The sequence below is a fragment of the Frankia sp. CcWB2 genome (assembly GCF_977927585.1).
Genome location: NZ_CDWRCM010000223.1, coordinates 1 through 526, shown reverse-complemented (window position 1 = coordinate 526; position 526 = coordinate 1).

The following is a 526-nucleotide window of genomic DNA, read 5'->3' as shown; positions in this document are numbered from 1 at the left end:
CACGCGCTGCAGCGCCGCGGCAGGCATACCGCTGTAGATCTTGCTCATGTCGATCTCCTGAAGCCCCGGGAAGCCGTGCCGCCACGGCCCCGACCCACGCCGTCCGCTCGCTGTACCACCGACGGGCCAACCACCGACCGCCGACCGACTGCCAGCCAAAACCATGACGGAACACCCCCCGGAAGATCGTCCCACCATGCCAGCGTGTGCGACTGCACGAACTTCAGCTCACGATACAGCACGGTCGGGTGCACGTGCATCAAGCGGGCGACAGACGCCCGGCCCGATGCCTCGCGCTGCCGCGGCCTCCACGCCGAACCAGTCCCAGGACGGCCCCAGGGCAGCCCAATGAAAGATCAAGAGAAGATCGACAACATCTAACGGAAGTGTCAAGGATGTTGATGTAACCACCGAAAGCACTAAAAATCTTATCACAAACACCATAAAAACACCACGAATCTGAGCCCAGCCCGTCCATGGGGCTCCCCGAAGAACCATGGACGGGTCTCGACACCACTAGGGCATG